This is a genomic window from Rothia nasimurium (assembly GCF_004569295.1).
In the GTDB taxonomy this organism is placed as follows: Bacteria; Actinomycetota; Actinomycetes; order Actinomycetales; family Micrococcaceae; genus Rothia; species Rothia nasimurium_B.
The window spans coordinates 17,158-42,318 of record NZ_SPQC01000006.1; the positions used below are offsets into that span (position 1 = coordinate 17,158).

Sequence of the window (25,161 nt, forward strand, 5' to 3'; positions counted from 1 at the left end):
GCGTCCGCCCGCTCCCATCTCCCACAAGGGGACCTGAAAACCAAAAAGGGACCGCATAATTTGCGGTCCCTTTTTGAAAATGCGGTCCCCTTGGTCTTGAGGGTGAGGGGAAACGGCTCAACCTAGTCGAGCACCTCGGCGCTCTTGCGCTTGCGGATCATCATGAAGGTACCGGCAACACCGGCACCAAAGACCAGAATCGCACCGGCAAGACGCAGCATGGCGCTTCGCTTCTGCAATGCAACGGTATCTTCGGTCACCGGCACCAGGCTCCCCTTTTCACCGGTGCGGGCCACAGTCAGGTGGCTATCGTCAGTCTGCACCAGCAGGGCATCAACGGTCTCGGGGAAGTCAGCGCTGACGGTGCCGGTCTGGGAGCCACGGAACTCCACGGTAGAGCCCGGGTTAACCTGTGCTGAGTCGGCGATGTCAGAGATGAAGGTCTTACCGGTCATAGCGGTGTTATCGGGCAGAATGCCGGTGTAGATGGCAACGTTGTTATCGCCCTGCAGATCGCTAGTGACCTTCTCAAAGGTGCCGGTCATCACCCAGGAGCGCCCCTCGTAGCCCTCGTTAGCGCGGGCCTCATTGAAGGTGCGAACACCGCCAATCAGCAGAATAATCGCGAAAATTGACGCGAGAATCATGATGCCGGCAGCTGCCAGCTTGGGGCCAAGCGGGCCGCGGGGTTCCTCGTAGTCTTCTTCCTCTTCTGCAAAGGTGAAGAAGTCGTCGGTGCGGTCATCTTCGTCGAAGTTGTCGTGGTCTTCGAGGTAGCGCTGATCGCTCACGGTGCATCTCCAGAGGTTGTGGGTGATTGCCTATACAAAGGCGGAAGTCCATTCTACCGCGTCAGCTCCCAAAAGGCTTATCTGTCTCACCGACCACCCAGCCTTTTCAGCGCCGCCGCCCAGAAAAGTGGCTCTCTTCGCTCGAGCACCTGCCCGGCTTGCCAGCTGCGCAGACAAAGAGCTCGGCGGACGCGCGTCCGCCGGGCTCTACCCGGATCTGGGGTTTGTTTGTACGGGCTTTAGGCTCGCTGAACCGCGCCGAAGCGTTCGGCAGCCAGGGCTACACCGGCCTCACGGGCCTCGGAGGCCTCATCTGCGGTCAGGGTACGGTCGGTGGCGCGGAAGCGCAGGGCGAAGGCCAGGGACTTCTTGCCCTCTTCGATACCGGTGCCGCGGTAATCGTCAAAGACGCGGACGTCCTCGAGCAGCTCCCCTGCGCCCTCGGCCAGGGCAGCGGCAACGTCAGCGGCAGGAACCGCGGCATCGACGACCAGGGCGACGTCCTGGTTGGCAGCCGGGTAGCCGGAGATACCGGTGGCCTGCACTGCCTCGCCTGCCTCAGCAATCAGGGCGGTGAAGTTGAGCTCGAAGGCGCTGGTGCGCTCGGGCAGGTTGAGCTTAGCCAGCAGCTTGGGGTGCAGTTCACCGGCGTAGGCGATCACGTCACCGGCAGCGTTCTTGAGCACGGCGGTACGGCCGGGGTGGAAGGCCTGGTGCTCACCGTTGGCAACGGTGAGCTTCACACCTGCAGCATCGGCCACCAGGAGCACGGAGTCGAGGGCATCGCGCCAGTCAAAGCCACGGGCGGTTGCACCCGGGGTTTCATCGTGCTCAGCACCGGAGAAGAGGCCGGCGATGTGGCGGGGCTGGTCGGGAATACCGGCATTCAGGTCGGCCAGAACCTCGTCGGCGGGCTTGACGCCCAGGCCGGGGATTGAGGCTGACCCCAGCTGGGTGCCGGGAATAAAGACGGAACCGGTCTCGTAGATGGCCAGGTTCTTGAAACCGCGGGAGAGGTTGCGTGAGAGCACCTCGGTCAAGCCCGGCATCAGGGAGCGGCGCATCCAGCCCTGGGCGGACGAGATGGGGTTAGCCAGGCGGATAGAATCCACCGGGTTACCGGCGACAGAGGTTGCCCAGAGATTGTTATCTTCGTCGGAGACAAAGGGGTAGGCAAAGACCTCAGTCAGGCCCGATGCTGCCAGGGCGTTCAGGGCCCGGCGGCGCAGGGTCTGTTCGACGGTGTAGCCGCGACCGGGAGGGGCCACGGGCAGGGTCGAGGGAATCTTATCGTAGCCCACCAGGCGGGCAACTTCCTCGGTCAAATCTTCCTTGGCACCCAGGTCGGTGCGCCATGAGGGTACGGTGACCTCGTAGGAACCCTCGGCTACCTCAACGCTGGCGCCAATCTGCTCCAGAGAGCCAACAATCTGCTCTTCGGTGTAGTCGATGCCAATGCGGCCTGCGGTGTAGTCGGCGGGCAGGGAGATGACGGTGGGCTCGAAGCTGCCACCGGCGTCCGTCACACCCTCATCAACGGCTGCACCTGCCAGCTCAACCAGCAGGTCAACGGCGCGCTGGGCGGCAGCGGCCTGAATCTGAGGGTCAACGCCGCGCTCAAAACGCTTGGACGCCTCAGATGAAAGCTTGTGGCGGCGGGCGGTGCGGGCGATGGAGACCTCGTCGAAACGGGCTGCCTCAATGACGATGCGGGTAGTTGAGTCAGAGACCTCGGTGGAAGCCCCGCCCATCACACCTGCCAGGCCGATAGGGCCGGATTCGTCGGTAATCAGCAGGTCTTCGACGTTGAGCTCGCGCTCCTTCTCATCCAGGGTAGTGAGCTTCTCGCCAGCTTCGGCACGACGCACGGTGATGCCGCCTGCCAGCTTGTCTGCATCGTAGAAGTGCAGGGGCTGGCCGGTTTCGAGCATGACGTAGTTGGAGATATCAACCGGCAGGGAGACAGAGCGGACGCCCGCCAGGCGCAGGCGGGAGGACATCCAGGTGGGGACGGGGGCAGTTGCATCGACGCCGCTAACCGAGCGGGCAACGAAGCGGGTGACGCCGTCCTTACCGTGAATGGGAGCTGAGTCGGTCAGGGTGACGGGCAGGCCCGCGCCGTTGACAGCGGGCGCCTTGGCGGCCAAGTCGAGGACGAAGTCATCAAAGTCGTTGCCGGTGGCGTGGCAGTATTCGCGGGCGATACCGCGAATAGAGAAGCCGTACCCGCGATCGGGGGTCACGTTGACTTCAGCAGCTTCGTCGTAGAGGCCCAGCAGCTCCATGGCGTCGGTGCCGACCTCGGGGTCAAGCCCCAGAGTGGACAGCACCAGAATGCCGCCGTGGTCCTCACCGATGCCGAGCTCCTTGACAGAGGCGATCATACCGGCTGACTTGTGGCCGTAGGTCTTGCGGGCGGTAATAGCGAAGCCGCCAGGCAGTACAGCGCCGGGCAGGGTGACAACGACCTTGTCACCGGGCTTGAAGTTGTGGGCGCCGCAGATAATGCCCTGCACGCCGGACTCTTCAATGCCCTTACCGGTCAGAGTCTGCTTCTGCCCCTCGGGCACAACGCGCACCTGGCACCAGTTAACGGTCTTACCGTTGGAGTGGGTTTCAGGTTCCATCGAGAGCACCTGACCCACCACGATGGGGCCGGTCAGCTCGTCGGTCGGGCGGTGAACGTCTTCTTCTTCAAGGCCAACCTTGACCAGGGTAGCCATAACGTCTTCGGCGCTTGCGTCGGCCGGAACGGGTGCGTATTCACGCAGCCAGGAAAGGGGTACGCGCATGGGTTAGATCTCCATCTTGAACTGCTGTGAGAAACGGACGTCGCCTTCAATCATGTCGCGCATATCCTGTACGCCGTTGCGGAACATGAGGGTACGTTCGATGCCCATACCAAAAGCGAAACCTGAGTAAACTTCGGGGTCAACACCGGCTGCTCGCAGCACGTTGGGGTTAACCATGCCGCAGCCGCCCCACTCAATCCAGCGGGGGCCACCCTTGGCGTCCGGGTGCCAGACATCCAGCTCAGCCGAGGGCTCAGTGAAGGGGAAGTAGTTGGGGCGCAGACGAATCTTTGCCTCTTCACCGAACATGGCACGGGCCATGTGCTCCAGGGTGCCCTTAAGGTCAGCCATGGTCAGGCCCTTATCGACGGCCAGGCCCTCAATCTGGTGGAAGACCGGGGTGTGGGTGGCATCGAGCTCGTCGGTGCGGTAGACCTGGCCGGGGCAGACCACATACAGGGGCAGGTCACGAGACAGCAGGGAACGCATCTGCACCGGTGAGGTGTGAGTACGCAGCATCAGGTGGGCGCTAGTGGGCTCCACGAAGAAGGTATCCTGCAGCTCACGAGCCGGGTGGTCAGGCTTGAAGTTCAGCGAATCAAAGTTGTACCACTCTGACTCGAGTTCGGGGCCGTCGGCAATCTCCCAGCCCATGCCCACGAAGATATCGCACATCTGCTCCTGCAGGACGCTGATGGGGTGGCGACCACCGATACGACGGCGAGGAGTGTGGGCAGTGACGTCCACAGCCTCTTCAATCAGGATGCGAGCGTCGCGCTCTTCTTCCAGCTCAGCGTTACGGGCCTCAAGAGCCTTAGTCAGGCGTCCGCGCGCCTGACCCATGAGCTTACCCACCTCAGCCTTGTGCTCCTTACGCAGATCACGCATCTGCTTATTAGCCAGGGTGAAGCCAGCCTTATCGCCGGTGAAATCCAGGCGCACGCGCTTAAGTTCTTCGAAGTCAGCGGTTTTTTCAGCGATTTCCTTCTGCGCACGCTCAAACTCGGCGGTGAAGGCTTCGCGGACGGCCGCCAGACCGTTCTCGGGGTCTTTTTCTAGAATGGCGCGAATGTTAGCCAGCACCTGGAAGGGTGTGGGGTTCTCAGGCACCTCGGGCAAAGAATCAGTCATCTGCACTTCTCTTCACATTGTGGGCGAAACGGGCGCTTACCGCGCCCAGGGCATCAAGACAATAGTTTAGTGCAAAAAGGTGAAGCAGGCTCGCGCTCGCTGCAAGCCTACTTCACCTTACCCTCGCGAAGAAAACCCGGGCACTAGGAGTGAAGGTCAGGGCAAGCCAGGTCAGGTTGGCTAGAGACCATACCAGAAACCCAGTCATAGCCATTAGACCGACAGCAGGAGGTGCAACCCAGATAAGTGAAAGAAGCGAAACAGTGCTGATGACGGTACAGACAAACCCGAATAGGTTAGCAGCACCGGCTTTTTGACAGGTGCCGGTGCGGCGGATAACCCAGATATATAACAAGGAGGTGAGTGCAATTGAAATAACAGCACTCACAACTCCCCGTGAGCCACTGATATCATCAGCCTCCTTTCTTTTAGGGTAACGACCAGCCGGCCACGGTTCAAGATTATGAAGCTCGCACAGAAATGGGCCCTCCGGTAGAACCAAAGGGCCCATCACAGCTAGAAATTAAGGTCTAGCGCAGGATTGAAGAAACGGACTTGTTCGATACCACAACAATCCAGACGATGGCCAGGACCAACCACAGAACGCAGAGTGCGACAACAATAATCGAAATATAGATTGCACCCAGCGCCGAGAAGGCTGCACCAAGAATTCCCAGACCCGCGAAAACATAGCCGGTGATACGACCAGCTTTTTTGCGCTTGCTCATCAGACTGTATACCAATGCAAAGAGCGCCAGCCCAATGAGAACACCAACCACCGTATAGACGGGATTCTGGTCAGTTGGAACAGTTTCCCCCAGCACATCAATAGTTGCAGGTGTAAGTACGTAACTCAGTGTCTGCATCAACAGGTAGACAACAGCAGTAGCCAGCAGAATCATCTGCGAGAGCTTAAGCTTCTGCTCGGCATCAGGAGCGACCTGCGACTCAGGGCTAAAACCGGGCTGACCGCCCATATACATGGCTTGGGTGTCGTTCGGTGCGGAGTAATCATTAGTTCCGTAGGGTGTCTGCGACATGTCTAAACCTCCATGTAAAAGATATGTTGCGCACTACATATTATACCGGAGATAAAAGTCAGACACCTTATATTCGCGCTGAGGCAGGCTCTATTACGCTTCGCTACAGGTTAAGCGGCGCGGACGCTCGCCAGCAGCTCCTCGACAATAGGAAAGTCAGCGGGAATCCAGGGTAGCTCCAGCACCGTAGCATCAAGCTGAACCCAGCGTAACTCAGCGTGGTCTTGCAGGGCGGTGGCGCGTCCGTCCGCAATTTCTGCAAACCAGACCCGCATAGCGGCCTTCTCATTCAGCACCCAGCCCTGGGGGTGGGGACCAACGATTTCGATGCCGAGTCGGGCGGTGATGCCGAGCTCTTCGCGGAGTTCGCGCAGCAGGGCGTCCTCGCAGGTCTCTCCGGGTTCAACCTTGCCGCCGGGGAACTCCCACAGGCCCGCGAGCGCGGGCGGGGCAGAGCGTTGACCGACCAGCAGGCGGGTGGGGGTAGCCAGAGAATCGACGATGGCAGCCCCAACCACCTGCACCGGGTAGACGGTGTTGATGCGCTCCACCACTAGTCGCCCTTGCGGTTCTGTGCCAGGGACGAGGCGAAGAGGCAGACGCCAGCTGCCATGCCGACGTTCAGCGACTCGGCAGCCCCGTGCAGGGGCACGGCCACGCGAAGAGAGGCGGCGGCTTTTTCTTCGTCGCTCAGGCCAGCCGCCTCGTTGCCGAAAAGCCACATGGTGGGCTTGGCCAGGTCGTACTTAACCTTCTTGCGCGGTTCGACGCCGTTGCGCAGGGCGAAGGCGGCGTCCTGTAGGTCGTCAAGGGAAACCCGGCCGTAGCCGTCCGCTGCGAGCACGCCGATGCCCTGGGCCTTGGCGTCTTCGGCGAAGTCTTCGAGGTCGATGCCCTGGATAACGGGCACATGGAAGAGGGAGCCTGCGGTGGAGCGCACTGCCTTGGGGTTGTAGAGGTCAACTGCACCCTTGGTGGTGACGATGAGGTCAGCCCCGGCGGCGTCGGCGGCGCGCAGGATGGTGCCGGCATTGCCGGGGTCTTGAACGCGGGCCAGGACGGCAATGAGCTTGGGGTTGATGGCTCCCTCGCCCCAGATGTCGGAGGGGGCGATGTCGGTCTGGAAGGCGACGGCGATGATGCCCTGGGGACTGACGGATTCTGCCATGGCGGCGAGGACGGGCTCAGTCACCATGCGCATGAAGACCTTGCGGCCGGGCTCGGGGGTGGGGGTGCCGTGGACGTCTTCGAGCAGGTCAACGATGTCGGGGTGACGGTCGAAGGCGCGCTCTGTGATGTAGACGGCGTCGAGCAGGGGCTTGACCTGGTGGGCCTTGAGGGCTTCGCGGACGGCCTGCGGCCCCTCAACCAGGAAGTGCCCGGTCTTGGTGCGGGCTGCCCGGGTGGCAAGCTTGGCGATGTCTTTGACACGGTCTGCCTGGGGGTTTTCCATGACAACGGGGGTGCTGAGGCGTTCTTTGAAGTCCATAGAATCTATTGTCTCACGGCTAGTTTGCTGGCCAGTCAGATTGTGGGGAAGGACGCTGTCAGCTGGAATAAACTCAATACCCCAGGTGTTAAGTAGTAGGCACTATAAACCAAACCGTAAGGAATGCCCCGTGCAGAACCAAGACATCAAGCAGCTCGTCTTCGACGCCGCCCACCGCCGCCGCGCCATCAAGTTCTTCGACCCCGAGAAGAAAATCAGCGATGACGACATCAACTACATCCTCGAAATTGCTCGCCTCTCCCCCAGCTCCGTCGGCGCTCAGGGCTGGCGTTTCGTCGTCCTTCAGAACCCCGAAATCCGTGAAGCGCTCAAGCCCTTCAGCTGGGGTGCAGCCCGCCAGCTAGACGGCGCAAGCCACTTCGTGCTACTTCTGGCTAACCGCGATATGCACCACGACGGCCCCCACCTGCAGGCCTCACTCGGTTTCCGCAATCTCTCCCCCGAAGAGCACGCTAAGGCCCTCGAAATTTACAAGAATTTCCAGGTCAACGACATGCAGCTGGACACCGACCGAGCCATCTTCGACTGGTCAGCCAAGCAAACCTACATCGCCCTGGGTAATATGATGACCGCAGCAGCCCTCATCGGTGTCGATTCCTGCCCCATTGAAGGTTTCAACGTCGATCAGGTTAATGCCCTGCTGACTGAACACGGCATCATCAACCCCGCGACCGAAAGCATCGCCAGCATGCTCGCTCTGGGCTACCGCGCAGAAGAACTCTCCTGGCCCCAGACCCGCAAGCCCGCCGAAGAGGTCATTACCTGGGTCAACTAACTAGACCCCAGCCCGTTTTCAACTTCAGGTAGCGCAGAAGCCCACACCACCGCCGTCCGCCCATGGACGAAAAGCGGGGTGGGCTTACCTGCACCAGTTTCAGCCGACCCTAGGAACCATGAACTGGTGTGGGCCGCGTTTCACGCTCACGGACGTCCGCACTCAAAATCTGACTGTCCACCAGACTCTCGATGCGCCCATCATAGGCGTAGACACTGCGAGAATCTGGTGGGCATTCGCTGCGCACCCGACGCTCCAGCCCCAACAGATACCGCAATAAATACAAGGACGCCGCCCCTCACTCCCCTGCCCAGGGGCAGGAAAGCGGGAGGCGGCGTCCGCACCCCACCTACTAGGTGGGGAAAGACAAACCTAAAAAGACTTAGGCAGCCTTGGGAGCTGAAGTGTCCTCAGGCAGGTTGTTCTTAGCGATTTCAACCAGAGCTGAGAAAGCAGCAGGCTCGTTAACAGCCAGCTCAGCGAGCATACGACGGTCAACCTCAACCTCAGCAGCCTTCAGGCCCTGGATGAAGCGGTTGTAGGTCAGGCCCTCAGCGCGTGCAGCTGCGTTGATACGCTGGATCCACAGACGACGGAAGTCGCCCTTCTTCTTACGACGGTGGTCGTAGCTGTATACCAGTGAGTGAGTGACCTGTTCCTTAGCCTTACGGTAAAGGCGTGAACGCTGGCCACGGTAGCCTGATGCACGATCAAGGATTACTCGGCGCTTCTTGTGCGCGTTAACCGCGCGCTTCACACGTGCCACGTGTGTCTCCTAACGTCTATGTCCTACCCAGCTAAAAACTCTAGCGCTGGTGCAGGAGAGAAAATATCTACTTTTGGTGCGCCCTTTCAGGGCGAAGCTTCAAAAAGAAGGAGCTTACTTGCCCAGCATCTTCTTGATGACCTTAGCCTGACCGCCGGTTACGATCTGGTCAGAAGCCAGACGACGGGTCAGACGGGAGGACTTGTGCTCGAGGTAGTGGCGGCGGTTGGCCTGCTGGCGCTTAACCTTGCCAGTACCGGTGAGCTTGAAGCGCTTCTTAGCACCAGAGTGGGTCTTCTGCTTCGGCATGAGCCGATTCTCCTTACGTTCTACCCTCGCCCCGGTTACGGGGTGAGGAACTGAAAAACTCAACGTCCCCGGCGGGCGGGGAAGTTTTAAGGGTGTTCTGCCCGCCCACCGGTGCCCTTATCTTTCAATAAAAACAGCGGCAGAGCGAACGACGACCAAGCACGAAACCCTACACGAGCCCGCGCCTGGTTGTCTAAACAGCTCCTATTCGGCTGACGCCTGTGCCTTGAGCTCCTCGGGCATTGCATCTGCCAGGGAGTTAGTTACAGGGGTTGCCTCAGTGGTGTTGACGCGTTCGCGACCCTTGCGGCCACCTGACTTCTGGCTTTCACGGCGGGCTTCCTGCTTGCCGCGTAGCGGAGCAAGAACCATTACCATGTTGCGACCGTCGACGCGGGGGTTGGACTCTACGGTACCAACCTCGGTGAGGTCGTTTGCCATGCGTTCAAGCAGACGCACACCCATCTCGGGGCGCTGCTGTTCACGACCACGGAACTGAATCATAGCCTTGACCTTGTCACCGCCGGCGAGGAAACGACGTGCGTGCCCTACCTTGGTTTCGTAGTCATGGGTGTCAATTTTGAGGCGGAAACGGATTTCCTTCAAAGAAGCGTTGACCTGCTTCTTTCGAGATTCACGTGCCTTGACTGCGGCTTCGTACTTGTACTTGCCGAAGTCCATAAGCTTGCACACAGGCGGCTTAGCGTTGGGAGCAACCTCAACCAGGTCGAGGTCAGATTCCTGAGCAAGACGCAGTGCATCTTCTACGCGGACAATACCGACCTGTTCACCGCCGGGGCCGACGAGTCGAACTTCCGGAACGCGAATGCGGTCGTTGATGCGTGGATCGCTAATGACAAAGCTCCTGTTGCTTGTGGTGGGGGTGTCCCCGTGAATTTCTGTGGGGGGTGAAAAAGCCCCCGGTTGCGGCTTGGCAAGCGGAGGCTTAGGTTACCTACCCAGGGTAAAGGCGCGGACGCCGGTAGTCGGCGCTGTGAGCCTTCGAAGGTTTCCCTCGCGGGAGCCTGGGGCTGACCCGGTCGCCAGAGTTGGCGGCAGCGGGTGGGAACTTAAGTTCCACTTGCAAACAGCTCTTAACATTACTGGGTTAGGGGCTGTTTTTCAAGGGTTTGGGCTGTTTTTCTTGGGGCGGACGCCGGTGGTCGGGTTGAGTGTGACGGGCGATTCACGCTCGGTGGGGTTGGTGTGAGATTCTAGTAACCATGAGCAACGAAACTAGCTACCGTTTTGAAGATTCCGCTGAGCAGGGCAAGGCGCTGCCCGAGGGCCTGACTGCCGAGCAGGTTGAAGAAGTTAACGCCCAGATGCGCGATATCGCTGAGGTTCCCGCGGTTGAGGTCATTACCACCGCTGCTGTTCACCTCATGAGCGCCGCTGCCGTCAAATGCGGCCTGGCTGCTGAAGAGAACGCCGAAGACCTCAAAGATCTTGATGAGGCCCGCAAGCTGATTACCGCCCTGGCAGGTTTCGTCACCGCTGCGGCGCCCGAGATTGGTTCCCAGCACGCCGCTCCCCTGCGCGACGGCCTGCGTTCCCTCCAGCTGGCCTTCCGTGAGGCTTCCCCCTACCCGGATGCCCCCGGCAAGGGGCCCGGCGAAAAGTTCACCGGGCCGGTTTTCTAAGCTGAAGCCAAGGCAATCTGCACTGAGTCAGCCTGCTCAGCAATGACCTGGTTGAGGGCGAGCCCCTGCTGGAAGGTCTGCACGGTCTGGTTGACCTGTTCCTGGGTGAGGCCGGGGCGGAGTTTGAGCATGATTTTCAGCTCTGGCCCGTGCCCACCACCTGCCAGTACGCGTCCGCTCGCGGTCTGCGAGTACACGCCGGTGCCGGGGCCTGCTTCAACCGCAACCACGGCAGACAGGGGCGCTGCAATGTTGCTGAGTTCTTCGGAGACCCGGGGGCTGCGGTAGGAGGGCACCCATTCTTCTCCCTTGGCGATTGCCCAGAAAGCGGGGCGGCGCACGACGAAGGTGAGGTCGGCACCGGGATTTACCACAATCAGCTGGTTCTCGTCTTCAACGGCTGATAGGGCGGTTTTCCGCATATCTGCGGCAACCGGGCGGGCTAGGTCGTGCCAGGCGGTGAGGGCGTCTACGTTGGTGAAGACGGGGAGGGCGCGGCGTCCGTCCGGAGCTTGGATACTCACCAGCGCCATATCCGATTCTTTGTCTGATACCAGGCCGTGCTCGGTGATTTCTGCTTGAGATAGCTGGGCTACGACCGGGGCAAAGATACGCACGGAGCGCAGGGCGTCGACCACGGCGACCTCATCGACCTCGCCCGCGGCAAAAGCATCGAGAACTTTTTGCAGGGCGGGGTCGGTTCTGCCGTCATCGCCGGGGAACTGGTGGGTGTGGCTGGTGCCCTCCCCCAGGTTACGTCCTTCCCAGGGCTGCCCGCCGGTATCGGTTTTTTGGCCGGCGGACGCCAGCTGGGCAGCAATATGTGCGGGGAGTTCCCGGCGGGGTGCGCTAGGGTCTCCGGGATTGCCGTGCCCGTGGGTGTGGGCGCGGTGCACGCGATCTGAAAAGTCTGTCACTAGGGGCGACCTGCGACGTCGAGTGCCTGGGCGAGGGTGAATTTGCCGGCATAGAGGGCCTTGCCGGTGATAGCGCCCTCAACTCCGTGGGGCACCATAGTGCGCAGGGCTGCGATGTCGTCCAGCGTGGCGATACCGCCGGATGCGACCACCGGCTTATCGGTGCGCTCAGCGACCTTGCACAGAAGTTCTAGGTTGGGGCCCTGCAGAGTGCCGTCTTTGGTGACGTCGGTGACCACGTAGCGGGCGCAGCCGTCGTCGTTCAGGCGGTCGAGAACCTCCCAGAGGTTGCCGCCTTCTTTGGTCCAGCCGCGGGCGGCCAGTACGTCCCCGCGGACGTCCAGCCCAACAGCGATAACATCGCCGTGCTCGGCGATGACCTTACGGGTCCACTCGGGGTTTTCGAGGGCAGCGGTGCCCAGGTTGATGCGGGCGGGGCTGAGAGACAGGGCTCGTTCCAGGGATTCGTCGTCGCGGATGCCGCCCGACATCTCAATCTTGATGGAAAGTTCCTGAGCTACCTCGGTCAGAATCTCGATGTTATCGCCGCGGCCAAAGGCAGCGTCGAGATCGACCAGGTGCAGCCATTCAGCACCGGCGTTCTGCCACTCTAGGGCAGCTTCGACGGGGGAACCGTAGTTGGTTTCCGATCCGGCTTCGCCCTGCACCAGGCGCACGGCCTGGCCGTTGGCTACGTCGACCGCGGGCAGCAGTTCGAGACGATCAGTCATTGTTATCTCCTTGGGAGTAGGACAGTAAAAATCTAGGTCTAGGGGGCGGCGGGCTAGCTGTAGTTCATCACGACGTACAGGCCGTACCCGGCAAAGGCTAGGCCCACCAGCAGCAGTACGAGCTGGGCCACCCAGGTAATTTTTTGCTTGTAGAAGGAGTAGGCTCCGCCGATGAACATCATGCCTACGGTCATGAGCAGTAGCCCGGAGGTTGTAGCTGACATACCCTACTTCGCCCCGTCTAGACGCCCGGTTACGGGCAGGGAATTAATCCAGTTCTTAAGCAGGCGGATGCCGGCTTCACCCGACTTTTCGGGGTGGAACTGGGTGGCAGCTAAGGGCCCGTTTTCGACTGCCGCGATGAAGTCACCGCCGTGGTTAGCCCAGGTAACTTGCGGCGGCAGCATGGCTTCGTTGTTCTGGTCGAAGGTCCATTCTTGCACCCCGTAAGAGTGCACAAAGTAGAAGCGTTCGTTCTCAATACCGGCAAAGAGCGTGGACCCTTCAGGTGCGCGGACGGTATTCCACCCCATATGGGGCACGACCTCGGCTTTGAGCTTTTCAACGGCGCCGGGCCACTCGCCCAGGCCGTCGGCTTCAACTCCGTGCTCAACGCCCTTTTCGAACATGACCTGTAGGCCCACGCAGATGCCGAGTACGGGGCGTCCGCCCGCAACGCGCCTGCCAATCATGCGGATAGCGTCCGCCTCTTTGATCCCGTCCATCACGGCCTTGAAAGCACCGACACCGGGCACGACCAGGCCGTCTGCTCCCAGCACGTCTGACTCCTTGCGGGACAGCACCACGTGGGCGCCGGCTTCTTCAAGGGCGCGGACGGCTGAGCGCACGTTCCCTGCCCCGTAGTCAAGGACGGTCACGGTGGGCTTCTGCTGTAGAGTCTCGCTCATTAGAGAGCTCCCTTGGTGGAGGGGATACCGGCGTGGCGGGGGTCGGGCTCTACTGCCTGACGCAGAGCGCGGGCGAGAGCCTTGAACTGGGCTTCAGCGATATGGTGGGGGTCGCGCCCGCCCAGCAGGGTGATATGCAGGCAGATACCGGCATGATAGGCAAAAGCCTCAAAGACGTGGCGCACCATTGAACCGGTGAAGTGCCCACCGATGAGGTGGTATTCGAACCCTTCGGGCTCGCCGGTGTGGACCAGGTAGGGGCGGCCAGAAATATCGACCACGGCAGAGGCCAGAGCTTCATCAAGGGGCACGGTGGCAGTACCGAAGCGGCGGATGCCCGCCTTATCGCCCAGTGCCTGACGGAGTACCTCGCCCAGCACGATGCCGGTATCTTCAACGGTGTGGTGCACATCGATGTGGGTATCGCCAGAGCACTTGATGGTCATGTCAATCAGGGAGTGCTTGGACAGAGCGGTGAGCATGTGGTCGTAGAAGGGCACACCGGTGTCGATGTCTGATACGCCGGCGCCGTCGAGGTTAATTTCGACGCTGACGGACGACTCGCTGGTTGCCCGCTCCATCTTTGCAATACGAGGGCCAATGCCGGTGGATGATTCAGTAGGTACTGCCATGTCTGTCTCTTTTTCTAAGGTGTCTGCCGGTGTGGATATGACTGTGCGTTGCGTTTAGCGCTCGAAAGTCTGCACGTAGTCGGTGAGGTGGTCTAAGAAGACGCTGGTCTCGGCTTCGGTACCGGCGGTGACGCGCAGGTAGCCGGGAATCCCGTTATCGCGCACCAGGACGCCGCGTTCTAGCAGGTAGTTCCAGGCAGCTTTTTCGTCCTTGAGTCCGCCGAAGAACACAAAGTTAGAATCCGATACAGCCGGTTCTAGCCCCAGGCCGGTGAGGTGCTCCACGATGCGGTCGCGCTGGGCGCGGATGTCGTCGACGTTAGCCAGTAGCTGGGTGCGGTGACGCAGGGCTGCAATCGCAGTTGCCTGGGTAACGGCTGAGAGGTGGTAGGGCAGGCGAACCAGGCGGACGGCGTCGGCAACAGCGGGATCTGCTGCAAAGTAGCCCAGACGAGCACCTGCCAGGGCGAAGGCCTTGCTCATGGTTCGGGAGACAACCAGATTAGGGCGGCCGGGAAGTAGGGTGAGAGCGTTCTGGGTGCGGTCTTGGGCAAACTCTGCGTAGGCCTCATCGACCACGACGATACCGTTGTAGGCTGCCACCGCATCGTAGACCGCTTCGATAACGTCTAGCCCCAGGCCGGTACCGGTGGGGTTATTGGGTGAGCAGAGAATAACAATAGAGGGCTTGTGCTCTTCAATTTGTTCAACTGCTGAATCCGCAGTGAGGGAGTAGTCGGCTGCGCGGGTACCCGCGATAAAAGCGGTATTGGTGCCGTCTGCCAGCAGGGGGTACATAGAGTAGGTGGGTACGAAGCTCATGACCGAGCGCCCGGGGCCGCCAAAGACCTGCATGAGTTGCTGGAGAATCTCGTTGGAGCCGTTAGCTGCCCAGATGTTTTCGGGGGTCAAACCGTGCCCCAGGTAGTCTGCCAGTTCTGCCCTGAGGGTATCGAACTCGCGGTCGGGGTAGCGGTTCAGGGTTACGGCGGCCTCTGCTACATCGCGCGTGATGGCATCGATGACTTCTTGCGGCATGGGGTGAGTGTTCTCGTTAACGTTGAGGGTTACCGGAACATCAATCATGGGTGCGCCGTAGGGTGAACGGCCCCGCAAATCTTCGCGCAGGGGCAGGGCTTCGAGTGCTGTGGTAGTTTCGGTCACTCCCCTAGTGTAGCGACCTAGCCCCGTATGCTGCATTCTTGTTTCGCAGTCTGGCATAGGGCACCGCTCTTTTTCTTACTGTGACTGGGTGTAGACAGGCACCTCAAGAACCTGGCCGGGAACCAGCTGAGCACTGGTAAGGTCGTTAATCTGCATGATCCGATTGATGACGTCTCGATTATCTTCACCGGGCGCCGCATCTGCTGCGATAGTCCAGAGAGTATCGCCGTGCACAACGGTGACCGTTTGGCTGACCGGAACAACAGGTTCGACAGTGGCGCTCTTGGCTTCGCCGGGTGCAAGGAAAGTCAGGGCACCGAGAACCACAAGAGCCACAAGGGTGAGTAGAGGCAGGCCCCTAAAAACCAGACGACCCCGGCGGGTCAGACGGATTTTCTGGCGCTCCGTCTTCGCTTTCTGAGACGGTTCTACTACCGCGCTAGGCTGCTGAGCTGGGGCAGAAGCAGCAGGGCGGGAAGGCAGATTCCGCAAGGGAGCTACAGGTGCAGGGCGAACAGGCACAGGTGCCGCAAAACGAATACGGTACTGGGGTTGCCGCAGTGCCCCGGCCGATGCGGGCACCTGCGGGTGCTGACGGGCGGTAAAAGTAGCAGCCTGATCAAGGGGCTTCTTCAAAGAAGTACGAGCCATAAACTCGGGCAAGGCGATGGTGCTCATAAGTCTTTCTCCTGATTCACGCTCAAACATTCAACCAAAAGTCGAATCTTTGTTTTAAAAATTCTTCGTATCTATGTTCTATCAGAAAAATCGAACATAGTCGAGAAAAATTAGAACAAATGTTTGAATAACCTGTTTGCTTGACATAGTCTTAGAAGACCACTTGATAGTGAACACCGGGTGGCTGACATTTTAAGAACCAACAGAGACGAGATACCGTGAGCGAACGAACTCCGCAGACTCCGGCAAGCCCGCCCCACAAGGGCTCTCGCCCCCTCACTGCCCGCCAGAAAAAAATTTTGAGCGCCATTTCCAGCGCTATTGATGAGCACGGCTACCCGCCGTCTATGCGTGAAATCGGTGACCTTGTTGGTCTCGCTTCACTCTCATCTGTTACCCATCAGCTCTCTCGCCTCGAAGAGATGGGGTACATTAGGCGCGACCCCAAGCGCCCTCGCGCCATTGAGGTTCTCACCGGCGAGACCTCCCCCGACGAAGCTAAGCCTGAAACGAGCGTCATCACGCTGCCGATTGTGCCTACCTTCGCGCAGACCGATGATAACCTCGCTACCGTTCCCCTGGTCGGCCGTATTGCTGCGGGTTCGCCCATTGCCGCTGAGCAGGCAATTGAAGACGTCATGACGCTCCCCCGCCAGCTCGTAGGTCAGGGCGACCTCTTTATGCTGCGCGTCAAGGGGGACTCCATGGTCGATGCTGCGATTTGCGATGGTGACTGGGTCGTAGTGCGTGCCCAGAACACTGCCCAGAACGGTGACATCGTCGCGGCCCTGCTCGACGACGAGGCCACCGTTAAGACCTTCCGCCAGCGCGATGGTCACACCTGGTTGCTGCCCCAGAACACCCAGTACGAGCCCATCCTGGGCGATAAAGCCACCATTATGGGTAAGGTCGTCTCCGTACTGCGCAGTCTCTAAGACCTAGCCTCTAACTAGTCGATTGACTGTTTGAGGCGCTCGAGCGCTCCTAATACGACATCCTTGCGGGTAGTTGTCCAGAAGGGCGGAAGAGACTTCACCAGGTAGGAGCCGTAGCGCTGAGTAGCGATGCGGGAATCAAGGACAGCCACAACTCCCCTGTCACCGACCGACCGTACCAGGCGGCCGGCGCCCTGGGCCATGCGTACCGCCGCGTGGTAGGCAGACACAGCCATAAAGCCATTACCGCCAGCAGCTGCTACCGCCCGAGTGCGCGCCTGCGACAGCGGATCGTCGGGGCGAGGGAAGGGAATACGGTCCATCATGACCAGGCGGCAGGAGTCGCCAGGAACGTCCACGCCCTGCCAGAGACTCATGGTGCCAAAAAGGCAGGAATCGGTGTCCTCGGTGAACTCCTTCACCAGGGCACGCAGAGACGACTCCCCCTGCAGAAGAATGTTCAGGTCGGTGCGTTCCCGCACATACTCGGCAGCCAGCTCAGCACCGCGCTTAGAGGAAAAGAGCCCCAGCGCGCCGCCACCCGAGGAAGTCACAAGCTCAACGATACGGTCCAGCTGCTCTACCGAAACTCCCCGCCCAGGTTTAGGCAGGTCAGAGGCTAGATACAGCACGCCCTGCTTGGGGTAGTTAAAGGGTGAGCCCACGTTGATACCGTCCCAGCGCGGAGCGTCCTTACCCATCAGCCCCAGGGCACCAGCGGCGGCATCAAAACTTTCTCCCACCGTCAGCGTCGCAGATGTCAGCACCACGGTGCGGTTTTCGAAAAGCCCCTCTCGCAGGTAACCGGCAACCGAAATAGGGGCAATGTTCAGGGTAGCGGGGTCATCGTCGGCTGCCGCCACGTACCCCCTACCGGGCTCCCAAGAGCCGGTACGAGAAACCCAAATAACCTGGTAGAGCGGGTCAGCGGTCAACATCTTATCTGAGGTTTCGTGCACCTCTGTCAGGGCGGCACGCGCCATCTGGCGGCCGGCGTCGCCGTCCTTGTCCCCGCTCTTCGTATCGGTGAGAGCCTGACGCGCTGCATCACGCACGCGTTCCATGGCAGCGGCAACCCGGTCAGGCAAGCCCTTAGGCATCATCTCGGCGGGTACCCCATTGAGCGAGTCGTCAAGAGCGAGCGCTGCCTGTTCTAGTGCCTTGTGGTCAGCATCCGTGTGCCGTTTGAGGCTGCGGGCAACCTTGGTAATAGCGGCCGGCGAGAGTGCCCCGGTGACAGCGCCCGTGACACGGTCAGCCAGTTCGTGAGCCTCATCGATGATGGCGACGTCGTGGTCGGGTAGCACCGCAGCACCCTCAAAGGCGTTGATAGCGAGAAGGGCGTGGTTGGTAATGACGATATCTGATTCAGCTGCCCTGGTTCGGGCCATCTCGCTGAAACATTCTTCGACCAGGGGGCATTTTTTGCCCAGGCATTCTGAGGCGGTGACGGCTACCTGCCGCCATGCCTTATCGCTCACGCCTGGCAACAGCTCGTCGCGGTCGCCGGTGTCGGTGGTCTGTGCCCATTCGCGAAGGCGCACAACTTCTTCCCCCAGTTTTCCGGAGGGGCCGGTGGCGCCGGTAGTGGCGTCCATATCGAAGAGGGCATCTCCGTCGTCCTCGGGATAGCCGCCTTCGAGCTTGTGCAGGCAGACGTAGTTGTTGCGGCCCTTGAGGATAGCGACGTCGGTTTCGTGCTCGGGTTCATCGCCCAGGGATTCCAGCAGGCGCGGAATATCGCGATTAACGATCTGGGATTGCAGGGCTAGGGTTGCAGTAGCCACCACGATAGGTTTTTCTGCTGTTTGGGCAGCATGAATGGCGGGCACCAGGTAGCCCAGGGACTTACCGGTGCCAGTGCCAGCCTGCACCAGCAGGTGTTTTTCGGTGTCGAGGGCACGGGCTACGTGGGCTGCCATGGTGCGCTGGCCGTCGCGCTTCTGGCCGCCAGAGCGCTCCACGACGGTATCGAGGAGCTGTAGGACGGGCTTGGCTCCGGGCAGGGTCTCTAGCTCCTGCCCGGTGGGTGCGGTGACGTGGTCGTTCATGCGCGCTGGGTCTCTACCGCCCCTGAGGCGATAGCTTCGTCGATTTCAGGTTGCAGTACCTCAAGAAGGTCTTCTTCGAGCACGTACTCAGCAAGGTCAGAGGCTACCTCTTCGCGGACCAGGGCCTGCACATAGGTACCGTCTTGCACAAAGGCAGTGCGCAGGATCTCGGCGTCCCACTCGTGCAGACGGGACACCACGCCACCTGCGGAGAAGGGTACCAGCAGGTTGAGCTCAATCGAGGGGCGGGGAATGGTGTCCGCAATCTTCTGCTGTAGCTCCTCGATACCCTCACCGGTGCGGGCTGAGACCACAACGTGGTTGGGTTCCTTCTGCCGCAGGCGCTCAATGACGAAGGGGTCGGCCGCATCTGCCTTGTTGAGCACGATGATTTCGGGGATATTTTGGGCGTCGACCTCGGTAATCACCTGCCGGACGGAGTGGATCTGCCCCTCGGGGTCGGGGTGGGAGACGTCCACAACGTGTACGATGACGTCAGCGTCCGCTACCTCTTCAAGGGTAGAGCGGAAGGCCTCCACCAGCTGGGTGGGCAGGGCGCGCACGAAGCCGACGGTGTCAGACAAGGTGTAGCCCACGCCGTCCGGAGTCTGGGCCTTACGCACGGTGGGGTCAAGGGTCGCAAAGAGGGCGTTCTCGACCAGCACGCCGGCGTCGGTGAGGCGGTTGAGCAGGGAGGACTTACCGGCATTGGTGTAACCGGCAATAGCTACGGACGGCACCCGGTTACGCTTGCGGTTCAGGCGCTTGGTTTCGCGGGCAGGAGCCATGGCTGCAATCTCTCGCTTGAGCTTAGCCATGCGGGCGCGCAGGCGGCGGCGGTCCATTTCGATTTTGGTTTCACCGGGGCCACGGGAACCGATGCCTTCACCACCGGCGGCACGGCCACCAGCCTGACGGGACAGAGAGGCACCCCAACCGCGCAGACGCGGCAGCATGTATTCGAGCTGGGCCAGCTCAACCTGGGCCTTACCTTCACGCGACTTAGCGTGCTGGGCGAAGATATCAAGAATCAAGGCGGTTCGGTCAATGACCTTGACCTTGACAATATCTTCAATAGCTCGACGCTGGGAGGGGGCTAGCTCGGCGTCCACAATCACGGTATCGGCGCCGGACGCCTCAACGATATCTTTGAGTTCCAGCACCTTGCCGGAGCCCAGGTAGGTGCCCGGGTCGGGCTTCAGACGACGCTGCACCAGACCGTCCAGAACCTCAGAACCGGCAGTCTCAGCCAGCGCCGCTAGCTCACGCAGGGAATTCTCGGCTTCTTCCAGAGTGCCCTCTGACCAGACGCCTGCCAGCACAACGCGCTCTAGGCGCAACTGGCGGTATTCGACCTCGGTAACGTCATCAAGCTCGGTTGATAGACCCGCTACACGGCGCAGCGCTCGACGCTCTTCGAGATCTACCTGATCGCCGTCGTATTCGGAATGTTCACGCTGGTTATCTGAGAGTTCGCGGGCCCTCTCATCGAGCACACTACCGTTGCCCTGTGCCCGCCCCAGCACGCGGTCTACTGTACGTCTCAGCTGTTCATCTGAGGGAAGTTTGGGGTCATTGCTGGGGGTTGAAGTCTCGGTCATAGTACCTTTCGAGGTGGGTTGAGGCGTCCTTCCATTCTAGCTTTTCCGGGGCGGTAAGGGCAGGGGCTTAGCGTAGAATGAACGTCTATGAGTAGCGCGCACTATTTTTCTGAAAACCCCACCGGCGATTTTTTACCCCAGCCTGTGACTGTTGAGCTGGGCGGACGCCGGGTGCAGGTTCTGACCGCTTCCGGAATCTTTAGCCCGGGTGGAGTTGATAAGGGAACCCGTATTCTCCTGGATAAGGCCCCCGCCCCGCAGGGGGCGCGCATGCTCGATATCGGGTGCGGGTGGGGCCCAATTATCTTGACCCTGGCGATGGCAGCGCCTGATGCTGAGGTCTACGGGGTCGAGGTGAACTCCCGCTCCGCCCAGCTCACCGAGATGAACGCTGAGCGCCTGGGTCTCACCAACGTGACGGTAGCTGCCCCCGACGCGCTCGATGAGTCGCTGACCTTCGATACCATCTGGTCGAACCCGCCCATTCGGGTGGGTAAGGACGTACTACACGGCATCATGCACACCTGGCTCCCCCGTCTGGCTCCCGGCGGTACCGCCTACCTGGTCGTGCAGAAAAACCTGGGCTCAGACTCCCTACAGAAGTGGCTGGCTGAGACTTTTCCCGACCTTGAGGTAGCCCGCTACGCTACCTCGAAGGGTTTCCGCATTCTAGAGGTGCACCGCCCGGCGTAGCACCATCACCGCATCTGGAATGGTTGCGGGCTCACCCTCGGGTGAGGTGATATCCCGAATCCAGTCATCGGCCAGCACGATTTCAATATCGTCCCGGCCCTGGGTAAGAGCCTGGGCCTCTTCTGCTGCCTTGACCATGCGGGCCTTGTGTTTGCGGGCGTCCTCGGGGTCAGCGTAAGAGGGGGCACCTGCGTGCGCTACCGAAATAAGCTCTCCACCGGGCTTCATCAGGTCCAGGGCCGCTGCAAGCAGAGGCAGGCGGTCAAAGTCAGCGTAGGACTGCAAGAAGCTAGTGACAATCAGATCAAAACGCTGGTCGGTAGACCAGTCGGTGAGATCAGCGTCGATAAAGCTGGCATCCAGCCCCTCGGCTGCCGCGCGGGTGCGAGCGCGCCCTACCGCGACGTCCGAAATATCGATGCCGGTAGCCTGCCAGCCGCGGGCTGCCAGCCAGAGCACGTCCCCGCCTACGCCGCAGCCAAGGTCAAGGACGGAGCCGGGAGCGCGGTCTCCAATCAGGGTAACGAGCGAGGCGTTGGGCTTGCCCGACCACATCTGTTCCCGCTCTGAGTAAATCTCGTTCCATAGTTCCCGGTTGTTTTCTACGTTTTCAGTCATTTAGCCCAGCAGCACCTTACTGGTCATAGCGGCGGACCCTGCCAGGACGACGTGTTCGAGGTTGTCGGGGCCCAGCACGAAGGTGACGGCGAGGGTTCCACCGGGTACGCGGACCAGCCACTCGTCAGGGGCGTCCTCGCCACCCCAGAAACGGGTAGCGGCAGCGGCGGCGCAAGCGCCGGTACCGCAGGAGAGGGTTTCGCCGACGCCGCGTTCGTGCACGCGCATGCGAATTGAGCCGATGTTTTCGGTGGCGGGGTCACCGTCCTCTGCTGAAATTTCTTCCGGGACGACGAACTCTACGTTGGTGCCTTCAGGCGGGTTGGGTGAAACCTTGGGGGCCTCGTGCAGGTTCAGCCCGTCAAGTTTGCCGTCGGTGCCCAGCATGACGACAGTATGGGGGTTACCCATGGTGATGGACAGAGCCCCACGGGGAGTGCGTAGCCCCTTGGCAGTTACCTGGGCGTCAGTACCGTTATCGCGGGCCATATCGCCGTTGATGAAGCCCCAGGGGCCCATGTCGATGGCGTAGCCGTCTTCGGTGCGGCCCACGGCCTTGATACCGGCGCGGGTGGCGATGAGCAGGCGTCCGCCCTCTTCGAGCTCAACCAGTTTCTCGGTCAGCAGGTAGTCAACAAAGGCGCGCACCCCGTTACCGCACATCTCGGCGATCGAGCCGTCGCCGTTGCGGTAGTCCATGAACCAGATAGCTTCAGGAGCCTCTTCCAGCAGGTGGGACGCAAAATCCAGGTGCTCGGTCTTGACCGCGCGAATAAAGCCGTCGGCGCCGATGCCGAAGTGGCGGTCGGTAACCTTGGCAATAAGCTCAGCCGGCAGGTCGAGCCTAGCTTCGGGGTCGGTGACAAAGATGAAGTCGTTGCCGGTTGCCTGCCCCTTGGTGAGGGTCTTGCCGGTCAAATCGCCCCAGACGGGGGTTTCTACGGTGTGGATTGCCACGGGTTTTGCCTTTCCGTTGTGGGGCGCTTTTTCTTCTTAGTCTAGTGCCTGGTGGCCCTTGATGATGGCCAGGGCCTCGGTGAGCAGATCGGGGCTGGACCAGTCAAGCCAGTGCACCCGCTCATCTGCCCTGAACCAGGTGAGCTGGCGGCGGGCGAACTGGCGGGTGGCGGTGACGGTATCTTCAACTGCCTGGGCGACAGAATATTCCTCACCGGCTGGCAGCAAGCCGCGGGCGGCGTCCAGAACCTTGAGAAATTCCCGGTAGCCGATAGCTGCCGGGGCGGTTTTGCCCAGGCGCAGGCCCTTGGCTTCGAGGGCTTCTACCTCGGCCAGCAGCCCGGCTTCTTCCATGGCAACTACCCGGTTGTGTAGCCGCTGGTGTAGCTGGGCGCGGTCACCGTTGAGACCAATTTGCAGGGCAGGCTGGTGGTAGGTGCGGGTGGGCATGAAGGACGAGAAGGGGCGGCCGGTCACCTCAAAGACCTCAAGGGCGCGCACCAGGCGGCGGCCGTCCTTCACCCGCTCAGCTGATTCGGGGTCAACCGCGCGCAGACGCTCGAGCAGGGGGCCGGGGCCGGACGCCGCCAGCTCAGCTTCCAGCCGAGCCCGCACCGTCGGGTCGGTTTCGGGAAATTCCAGAACATCCAGGGCAGCGCGCACATACAGGCCAGACCCACCGACCAGAATCGGGTAGTTCCCGCGAGCGCGAATCTCGTCAAAGATAGCCCTAGCCTGGGCTTGGAAGGTAGCGACTGAGGCTTCCTCCATGACATCGAGGGTGTCGAGCAGGTGGTGGAGAACCCCCTGCATTTCTTCGGCAGTGACCTTGGCGGTGCCGATATCCATACCCCGGTAGAACTGCATGGAATCGGCGTTGACGCACTCCCCTCCCAAAGCCCGTGCCAGCTCGATAGCGAGAGCGCTTTTACCTGAGCCGGTGGGGCCCACCACCGCGATGATGGGCAGGGAGCTGCTGGCGGCGTCCTTCTCTGCCATGGGTTAGAGGGCGGGCTTGAAGGTGGGGAAACCCAGGGAAACCGGGGTGCCGGGCACCTGGGTGGTACCGGTGCCGCAGGAGTCGGCCTGGGCGCGGTCCCAGGCATCGCCTGCGCGGGAGCGGCGCACCGAGTACTGGTCGGCGGTGGGGTCAGAAATCAGGTGGAAGGAGCCGGCCTCGGTGATAGGCAGGGTCACCAGGTCGCCGGGTCGGGGCACCTCGCAGCCTTCGGGCACTGTGAAGTGAACCAGGCGCTGGTCGCGGGCTCGGCCCGACAGACGGCCGGTTTCTTCGGCCTTACGCCCTGACTCTGCGGTAACCATCAGCTCAACGGTCTTACCCAGCTGCTTACGGTTTTCTTCACCGGCAATGCGGTCCTGTAGGGCAATCAGACGCTCGTAGCGTTCCTGCACCACAGCCTTGGGCACCTGGTTGGGCATGGTCGCTGCCGGAGTGCCGGGGCGAATCGAATACTGGAAGGTAAAAGCGGACGAGAAACGGGACTCCTCAACCACGCGCAAGGTCTCCTGGAAGTCCTCTTCGGTTTCGCCGGGGAAGCCGACAATAATGTCGGTGGTGATGACGGCATCGGGGATGCGCTCGCGCACCTTCTCCAGGATGCCAAGGAACTTCTTGGAGCGGTAGGAGCGCCTCATGTCTTTGAGCACCTTGTCAGAGCCAGACTGCAAGGGCATGTGCAGCACGGGCATGACGTTGGGGGTTTCAGCCATAGCGTCGATGACGTCGTCGGTGAACATGGCCGGGTGGGGGGAGGTAAAGCGGACGCGCTCCAAGCCCTCGATCTCACCGCAGGCTCGCAGCAGCTTCGAAAACGCCTGGCGGTCGCCAAAGCCCACACCGTAGGAGTTGACGTTCTGGCCCAGCAGGGTCACTTCGATAGCGCCGTCATCGACCAAGGCCTGCACTTCTGCCAGGATTTCGCCCGGGCGGCGGTCTTCTTCCTTACCGCGTAGAGAGGGCACGATGCAGAAGGTGCAGGTGTTGTTGCAGCCCACCGAGATAGAGACCCAGCCGGAGTACACGTGGTCGCGCTTAGTCGGCAAGGTGGAGGGGAAAACCTCCAAGGCCTCCAGCAACTCAGCCTGGGCCTCGTTGTTATGACGGGCGCGCTCGAGTAGGGTGGGCAGGGAACCAATGTTGTGGGTACCGAACACCACGTCGACCCAGGGGGCCTTCTTCAGAATGACGTCCTGGTCCTTCTGCGCTAGGCAGCCACCCACGGCAATCTGCATGCCCTCGTTCTCACGCTTGACCGGGGCGAGCTGACCCAGGTTACCGTAGAGCTTATTATCGGCGTTTTCGCGCACGGCACAGGTGTTGAAAACGACCAGGTCGGGGGTGGTTCCCTCTTCTGCGGGCACGTAGCCTGATGCCTCAAGCAGGCCGCTCATACGCTCTGAATCGTGTACGTTCATCTGGCAGCCGAAGGTACGCACCTCGTAGGTGCGGGTCTTGGGTGCTGCCACGGGCTTGTCGGTGTTCACGTCAATACTCACCC

26 protein-coding genes are annotated in these 25,161 nt (G+C 60.9%); 4 read left to right on the forward strand and 22 right to left on the reverse strand.

Features of this window, described 5'->3' with window-relative positions; genetic code table 11:
- Positions 1 to 122: 122 nt before the first annotated feature.
- The 6 genes from E4U03_RS02520 to E4U03_RS02545 form a co-directional block, all read right to left on the reverse strand.
- Positions 123 to 791, reverse strand: a complete 669-nt coding sequence (locus E4U03_RS02520; protein WP_135011418.1) for a hypothetical protein — start codon at positions 789 to 791, stop codon at positions 123 to 125.
- Between the two features lie 239 nt (positions 792 to 1,030).
- Entirely contained in the window at positions 1,031 to 3,583 is a 2,553-nt protein-coding gene (pheT, locus tag E4U03_RS02525) for a phenylalanine--tRNA ligase subunit beta (RefSeq protein WP_135011419.1), read from the reverse strand.
- A 3-nt stretch (positions 3,584 to 3,586) separates the two neighbouring features.
- The gene (pheS, locus tag E4U03_RS02530) at positions 3,587 to 4,714 is read right to left on the reverse strand and encodes a phenylalanine--tRNA ligase subunit alpha (protein WP_135011420.1); all 1,128 of its coding nucleotides are present in this window, start codon (positions 4,712 to 4,714) and stop codon (positions 3,587 to 3,589) included.
- Between the two features lie 530 nt (positions 4,715 to 5,244).
- Positions 5,245 to 5,754 carry a hypothetical protein gene (locus E4U03_RS02535; protein WP_135011421.1) on the reverse strand — a complete coding sequence of 170 codons (510 nt, stop codon included), beginning with the start codon at positions 5,752 to 5,754 and terminating at the stop codon, positions 5,245 to 5,247.
- A gap of 110 nt (positions 5,755 to 5,864) precedes the next feature.
- Positions 5,865 to 6,305 carry a (deoxy)nucleoside triphosphate pyrophosphohydrolase gene (locus E4U03_RS02540; RefSeq protein ID WP_245207651.1) on the reverse strand — a complete coding sequence of 147 codons (441 nt, stop codon included), beginning with the start codon at positions 6,303 to 6,305 and terminating at the stop codon, positions 5,865 to 5,867.
- A 2-nt stretch (positions 6,306 to 6,307) separates the two neighbouring features.
- The gene (locus E4U03_RS02545) at positions 6,308 to 7,243 is read right to left on the reverse strand and encodes a TrmH family RNA methyltransferase (RefSeq protein WP_135011422.1); all 936 of its coding nucleotides are present in this window, start codon (positions 7,241 to 7,243) and stop codon (positions 6,308 to 6,310) included.
- 130 nt (positions 7,244 to 7,373) lie between these two features.
- On the opposite strand from E4U03_RS02545, the gene E4U03_RS02550 reads away from it, so the two are divergent.
- The gene (locus E4U03_RS02550) at positions 7,374 to 8,039 is read left to right on the forward strand and encodes an NAD(P)H-dependent oxidoreductase (protein WP_245207644.1); all 666 of its coding nucleotides are present in this window, start codon (positions 7,374 to 7,376) and stop codon (positions 8,037 to 8,039) included.
- 382 nt (positions 8,040 to 8,421) lie between these two features.
- Here the strand turns inward: E4U03_RS02550 and rplT are convergent, their stop codons facing one another.
- The 3 genes from rplT to infC all read right to left on the reverse strand — a co-directional run bounded on the left by rplT (position 8,422) and on the right by infC (position 10,011).
- The gene (gene rplT, locus E4U03_RS02555) at positions 8,422 to 8,805 is read right to left on the reverse strand and encodes a 50S ribosomal protein L20 (protein WP_135011424.1); all 384 of its coding nucleotides are present in this window, start codon (positions 8,803 to 8,805) and stop codon (positions 8,422 to 8,424) included.
- 114 nt (positions 8,806 to 8,919) lie between these two features.
- Complete coding sequence (rpmI, locus tag E4U03_RS02560; protein WP_135011425.1) at positions 8,920 to 9,114, reverse strand: 50S ribosomal protein L35; 195 nt, start codon at positions 9,112 to 9,114, stop codon at positions 8,920 to 8,922.
- A 204-nt stretch (positions 9,115 to 9,318) separates the two neighbouring features.
- The gene (gene infC / locus E4U03_RS02565) at positions 9,319 to 10,011 is read right to left on the reverse strand and encodes a translation initiation factor IF-3 (protein ID WP_135011426.1); all 693 of its coding nucleotides are present in this window, start codon (positions 10,009 to 10,011) and stop codon (positions 9,319 to 9,321) included.
- Positions 10,012 to 10,337: 326 nt separating this feature from the next.
- Here infC and E4U03_RS02570 point away from each other — a divergent pair, with 326 nt between their 5' ends.
- A complete protein-coding gene (locus E4U03_RS02570) occupies positions 10,338 to 10,757 on the forward strand; it encodes a DUF1844 domain-containing protein (protein WP_135011427.1) in 420 nt (139 codons plus the stop codon).
- On the opposite strand, the gene E4U03_RS02575 is transcribed toward E4U03_RS02570, so the two are convergent.
- The 7 genes from E4U03_RS02575 to E4U03_RS02600 all read right to left on the reverse strand — a co-directional run bounded on the left by E4U03_RS02575 (position 10,754) and on the right by E4U03_RS02600 (position 15,787).
- Positions 10,754 to 11,674 carry an SseB family protein gene (locus tag E4U03_RS02575; protein WP_245207645.1) on the reverse strand — a complete coding sequence of 307 codons (921 nt, stop codon included), beginning with the start codon at positions 11,672 to 11,674 and terminating at the stop codon, positions 10,754 to 10,756. The genes E4U03_RS02570 and E4U03_RS02575 overlap by 4 nt on opposite strands.
- On the reverse strand, positions 11,674 to 12,405 hold the full coding sequence (priA, locus tag E4U03_RS02580; RefSeq protein WP_135011428.1) for a bifunctional 1-(5-phosphoribosyl)-5-((5-phosphoribosylamino)methylideneamino)imidazole-4-carboxamide isomerase/phosphoribosylanthranilate isomerase PriA: 732 nt from the start codon (positions 12,403 to 12,405) through the stop codon (positions 11,674 to 11,676). Before priA ends, E4U03_RS02575 begins: the two co-directional genes overlap by 1 nt.
- Before the next feature lie 53 nt (positions 12,406 to 12,458).
- Positions 12,459 to 12,629 (reverse strand): hypothetical protein, encoded by a 171-nt coding sequence (locus E4U03_RS12730; protein ID WP_167752239.1) that lies wholly within the window; start codon positions 12,627 to 12,629, stop codon positions 12,459 to 12,461.
- A 3-nt stretch (positions 12,630 to 12,632) separates the two neighbouring features.
- Complete coding sequence (gene hisH, locus E4U03_RS02585) at positions 12,633 to 13,313, reverse strand: imidazole glycerol phosphate synthase subunit HisH (protein ID WP_135011429.1); 681 nt, start codon at positions 13,311 to 13,313, stop codon at positions 12,633 to 12,635.
- Positions 13,313 to 13,945, reverse strand: coding sequence for an imidazoleglycerol-phosphate dehydratase HisB (hisB, locus tag E4U03_RS02590; protein ID WP_135011430.1), 633 nt, complete (start codon positions 13,943 to 13,945; stop codon positions 13,313 to 13,315). Before hisB ends, hisH begins: the two co-directional genes overlap by 1 nt.
- Before the next feature lie 54 nt (positions 13,946 to 13,999).
- Positions 14,000 to 15,109, reverse strand: a complete 1,110-nt coding sequence (locus E4U03_RS02595; protein WP_245207646.1) for a histidinol-phosphate transaminase — start codon at positions 15,107 to 15,109, stop codon at positions 14,000 to 14,002.
- A gap of 75 nt (positions 15,110 to 15,184) precedes the next feature.
- The gene (locus E4U03_RS02600) at positions 15,185 to 15,787 is read right to left on the reverse strand and encodes a LysM peptidoglycan-binding domain-containing protein (protein WP_167752241.1); all 603 of its coding nucleotides are present in this window, start codon (positions 15,785 to 15,787) and stop codon (positions 15,185 to 15,187) included.
- Positions 15,788 to 16,005: 218 nt separating this feature from the next.
- On the opposite strand from E4U03_RS02600, the gene lexA reads away from it, so the two are divergent.
- Positions 16,006 to 16,722: a transcriptional repressor LexA gene (gene lexA / locus E4U03_RS02605; protein WP_135011432.1), complete on the forward strand. Its 717-nt coding sequence runs from the start codon at positions 16,006 to 16,008 to the stop codon at positions 16,720 to 16,722.
- 14 nt (positions 16,723 to 16,736) lie between these two features.
- On the opposite strand, the gene E4U03_RS02610 is transcribed toward lexA, so the two are convergent.
- Both E4U03_RS02610 and hflX read right to left on the reverse strand, forming a co-directional pair.
- Positions 16,737 to 18,773, reverse strand: coding sequence for an ATP-dependent DNA helicase (locus tag E4U03_RS02610; protein ID WP_135011433.1), 2,037 nt, complete (start codon positions 18,771 to 18,773; stop codon positions 16,737 to 16,739).
- Positions 18,770 to 20,374 carry a GTPase HflX gene (hflX, locus tag E4U03_RS02615; RefSeq protein ID WP_135011434.1) on the reverse strand — a complete coding sequence of 535 codons (1,605 nt, stop codon included), beginning with the start codon at positions 20,372 to 20,374 and terminating at the stop codon, positions 18,770 to 18,772. Before hflX ends, E4U03_RS02610 begins: the two co-directional genes overlap by 4 nt.
- 87 nt (positions 20,375 to 20,461) lie before the next feature.
- Between hflX and E4U03_RS02620 the strand changes: the two genes are divergently transcribed.
- The gene (locus E4U03_RS02620; protein ID WP_135011435.1) at positions 20,462 to 21,067 is read left to right on the forward strand and encodes a class I SAM-dependent methyltransferase; all 606 of its coding nucleotides are present in this window, start codon (positions 20,462 to 20,464) and stop codon (positions 21,065 to 21,067) included.
- Here E4U03_RS02620 and E4U03_RS02625 read toward each other — a convergent pair.
- From E4U03_RS02625 to miaB, 4 genes are read right to left on the reverse strand one after another with little or no spacing between them, the layout of a single operon-like run.
- The gene (locus E4U03_RS02625) at positions 21,044 to 21,685 is read right to left on the reverse strand and encodes a class I SAM-dependent methyltransferase (protein ID WP_135011436.1); all 642 of its coding nucleotides are present in this window, start codon (positions 21,683 to 21,685) and stop codon (positions 21,044 to 21,046) included. The two genes, E4U03_RS02620 and E4U03_RS02625, sit on opposite strands and share 24 nt — an antisense overlap.
- A complete protein-coding gene (gene dapF / locus E4U03_RS02630) occupies positions 21,686 to 22,642 on the reverse strand; it encodes a diaminopimelate epimerase (RefSeq protein ID WP_245207647.1) in 957 nt (318 codons plus the stop codon).
- Positions 22,643 to 22,678: 36 nt separating this feature from the next.
- Positions 22,679 to 23,641: a tRNA (adenosine(37)-N6)-dimethylallyltransferase MiaA gene (gene miaA, locus E4U03_RS02635; RefSeq protein ID WP_135011437.1), complete on the reverse strand. Its 963-nt coding sequence runs from the start codon at positions 23,639 to 23,641 to the stop codon at positions 22,679 to 22,681.
- 3 nt (positions 23,642 to 23,644) lie between these two features.
- Entirely contained in the window at positions 23,645 to 25,159 is a 1,515-nt protein-coding gene (gene miaB, locus E4U03_RS02640; RefSeq protein WP_135011438.1) for a tRNA (N6-isopentenyl adenosine(37)-C2)-methylthiotransferase MiaB, read from the reverse strand.
- Positions 25,160 to 25,161 lie beyond the last annotated feature (2 nt).